At 43.9% G+C, this 4,068-nt stretch carries 1 protein-coding gene and 1 pseudogene; both read left to right on the top strand.

Going from position 1 to position 4,068, the window contains the following annotated elements; genetic code table 11:
* A pseudogene (locus V6C93_RS25040) lies at positions 1-610 on the top strand (hypothetical protein); the annotation flags it as partial.
* Between the two features lie 35 nt (positions 611-645).
* Positions 646-3,942 (top strand): hypothetical protein, encoded by a 3,297-nt coding sequence (locus tag V6C93_RS25045; protein WP_333479390.1) that lies wholly within the window; start codon positions 646-648, stop codon positions 3,940-3,942.
* Positions 3,943-4,068: the final 126 nt, after the last annotated feature.

Genomic DNA, 4,068 nt, shown 5'->3' on the forward strand with positions numbered 1-4,068 from the left:
CAATGCATCTATTCCTGAAGTAGCAGGAGAAGCTGCTATATACGTGAATGACGAGGATTTTGATGGGATGGTTAATGCTCTTTGTGAAGTCCAAAAGCCTGATATTCGTAAATCTTTGATAGCTGCTGGACTTCAACAAGCGCAAAAGTTTTCATGGTCAAAAATGGCAAAAATCGTCAGTGCTGTATTGATCGATGCTACTCTTAGACCCTTCAACTTAAAAGATATCAATTTAATTATCTTCCCGAATTGGTCTCAATCCGAAGACTCAGTGGAAAAAGCAATCGAACGAGTGCTCACTGTGCTCGCCAATCATTCGGATAGAAGTAAAATGACGCTTTTGATAGATACCAAGGGCATTCCTGAAGAGGATGCCAATCTGGCTTTGTCCGGAATCGTGATGAATCTGCTCATGCAAGGTCTAGATGTAACTGAAGGACTGGAAATTTCTCTGGTCAGCAATCTGGAAGACATCCAGTGGGAAGCGCTTTTGCCCCACCTCAAGGCTCGCATTATCTTGGAGAATGAAAATGAACAAGTGATCGCTAAAGTGAAAGCGGTGAGTCTTCCCTGCTGCGACCTCCATAGTCTGTCCGAGATGCACACTTGACCATACAATTTAGCCAGACTGGCGCAATTTGAACGATGAACGATGCTCTTGCCAACGCCCCATCGCCTCCTCAATGTTCCTTTGAAGGACAAATATTTTTTTATTGCCTGCCCAGCGGTTATCAGCCTTTAAGCATCTGTCTGGCTGAGGGACTCAAGCAACTAGGAATTCCGTTTTACTCAAATGTCAATTTTTGGAAGATTTCACCTGAGAGAGAAGACTATCTATTTCGCCATGATCCCAACATGACTCCGGATGATTGTACCGTTGTCGTTGTCGAAAAAGGATGGATTATCCAACACCATTCTCTTCCAGAAAATCTTTTTAACCCAGGGCGCAACTATATAACGGTCTATTTAGATGATATGGATGGACCGATTTCGCCCGCTTGGTATCCAGCTTCTCGAAATTTTGACTTCATCTTTAGAACCCATTTAAATAGCCAAGCGGAGTATCCTACTAACTTTGTATCATGGGTTTTTGGGCTTTCTAATCGCGTACTTAGGGAAACTTGCAATCTCCCAGATTTCCAGCAGCGAAACAAACACATGCTGGCGAATTTTCGTGTTACTCAAGACAAAATCACATTGATGTATTTTGGAGATGTTCAGCCTCCCCTGCCTCCAGGAATGGCTAGAATCAACTCGACGCAGCTAAAGGTTGAGCATCCTCTGAGAAAGCTGTTTGGCGAACAGTTCTGTTCCCGCTTTGAGCCGATTTTGCCAGTTGACGATACCGTTGACTATTTTGATGAACCCCCCTCAGACCCGTATCACTACTTACAGTGGCAGCAAACAGATCGGCGTCATTACCCGAATTACTACCAACGATTGAAAGCGGCAGCAGCTTGTGCTGCTTTTGGAGGATATCTGGTTCCAGGCAGAGATAGCAAACCTCCTTACTTAGAATGGTGGGATAGCTGGCGATTTTGGGAGTCCTTGGCAGCGGGATGCGTGACCTTTCATGTTGATTTACAGAAGTATGGCGCTGTCTTGCCAGTAATGCCGGAGAACTGGCAGCACTACATCGGCATTGATCTAGATAATATCGAGGATACCGTTCACCGCATTGCCAGCGATCCAGGACTTTTAGAACGCATTTCTGTAGCAGGACACCAGTGGGCAATTGAAAATTATAGTCCAGTTTCTACGGCGGTTCGGTTTCTGGAGACGATCAGGGGAAACCCTTTGTCGGGAGAGAGCAGATTATGGAGAAAGGACTATTCGCTTACGCTTTCGCTCCCGGTTCATCTGAGCGAAATTAACTTCATTATTTTTCCCAATTGGTCACAGCCAGAAGAGTCGCTAATCGTAGACTTAGAACGGGTCTTTCGTTGGATCGCATCTCACCCAGATAAAAACCAGATGACTTTGCTCATCGACACGAGTGCCATTTCTGAGGAGGATGCCAATTTGATTGTGTCCGGTGCTGCAATGAATCTGCTGATGCAAGAGGATTTAGATGTTACTGAAGGATTAGAAATTTCTCTGATTCATCGGCTGGGGGAAATTCAATGGCAAGCGCTTTTGCCTCGCATCCATGCTCGAATTCTTCTAGAGAATGAAAATCAGCAGGCGATAGCACAAGCTAAAGCAGAAACGCTTCAAGTTTATGAAATAGATAGCCTGCGCAAGAAACAATCTGGACAGGTTCTTCTTCCCTTCAGCCACGAACTATTTCAGCAAGCAAAATGGCAAGAGGCAATTGACTACTATCAAAAAATTATAGAAGCCCAAAAGGGAACTCCTGAGCTTTATTGGTGCTTAAGTGAGTGTTTTAGACAACTTAATCGCCCCGATCGCGCGTCGAGCATTCTTCAAGAAGGAATCCAGCTTTACGGCACAGTCGGTAACTTTTATTTTTCAGCTATCATCAATTTGCAGCTTAATGGTTATATTCAAGAATCTCTATCCTGTGCCAATACTGCCTGCCATATTTTGCCCCATAATTATACATTTAAACTCCTTAAAAACTTAATTTTACCGATTATTTACCAGACTTCAGAAGAAATTTACGTTCATCGACAGCGATTTATACAAGGACTGCAAGAATTAATTCAGCAGACGTCTTTAGAAACTCCTGAAGAACAAAAAAATGCTCTAGCCGGTATTGCTAGATTCACAAATTTTTACCTTTCCTATCAAAATCAAAATGACAGAGATCTGTTAGGTCAGTATGGAACGCTAGTCCATCAAATCATGGTAGTTAACTATCCTAACTGGATCGCTCCTTCGTCAAGGCCACCGCTTAAAGATAATCAAAAAATTCGCATTGGCTACGTTTCTAACTATTTTCACGCTTATAGTGGCACACTTTGGTTAACAGGCTGGTTGCGATACTGTGACAAAGAACGTTTTGAAATCTACTGTTATTACATTGGGGATTATATAGACCCCGTTACCCAACAGTTTCAAAACTACAGTGATGTGTTCCACCATTTTCCTCATAATTTAGAAGCTACCTGTGAACAAATCATTGCCGATCAACTTCACATCCTGGTATTTCCCGAAATTGGTATGAACCCGCAAACCCTGCAAATCGCAGCGCTGCGGCTTGCGCCAATCCAATGCGTTGCTTGGGGACATCCCGTTACATCGGGTTTGCCAACAATGGATTACTTTCTATCGAGTGAGTTAATGGAGGAAGAAAAGGCTCAAGACCATTATTCAGAAACCCTGATTCGTTTACCCAATATTGGTGTTTCTTATCCCAAGCCTTACATTCCACCCCTGACCAAAACCAGAGCCGATTTCCAATTGCGGGAGGACGCGGTTATTTATCTATGCTGTCAAGCTCCTTTTAAATACCTACCGCAGTATGATTTTGTGTTTGCTGAAATCGCTCGTCGTGTTCCTCAATCTCAATTCCTGTTTCTTCGTGGTCATTTACTTAAACCACGCCTAAACCGTGCTTTTGCGGAGGTGGGACTCAACAGTGAGGATTATTGTGTATTCCGCACCATTCCAGAGCGCTTTGATTATCTAATGATTAACTTACTCTCCGATGTTTATCTAGATACGTTCAGCTGGTCGGGTGGGAATACAACATTAGAGGCGATCGCGTGCAATCTTCCCATCGTCACCTGTCCAGGAGAATTTATGCGAACTCGTCACTCCGATAGCTTTCTCAAAATGCTGGGAGTAACCGACACGATCGCTCAAAATGAAGCAGAATACATTGAAATAGCTGTCAAATTAGGACTCGACCCCGATTGGCGCTGCGATATTGCAAAACGCATGAACCAGCGCCATCAGTATCTTTATGATGACAAAGCCTGTATCGCAGGGCTTGAAGCTTTCTACAAGCAGGTCGTTCGAGAAGGTCTGGGGTAGCTCAAAGAAACTTCACTGGGGTTTGTGGTTGTGCTTGAGTGCTAAAGCGCCACTACAAGCCTTTTGGACTAGCGCCAGCATACGTCTGCCACATTTGCTCATAAGCTTTTTCCATCTCACGGGTAA

The organism is Allocoleopsis sp., assembly GCF_036703385.1.
GTDB lineage: Bacteria > Cyanobacteriota > Cyanobacteriia > Cyanobacteriales > Coleofasciculaceae > Allocoleopsis.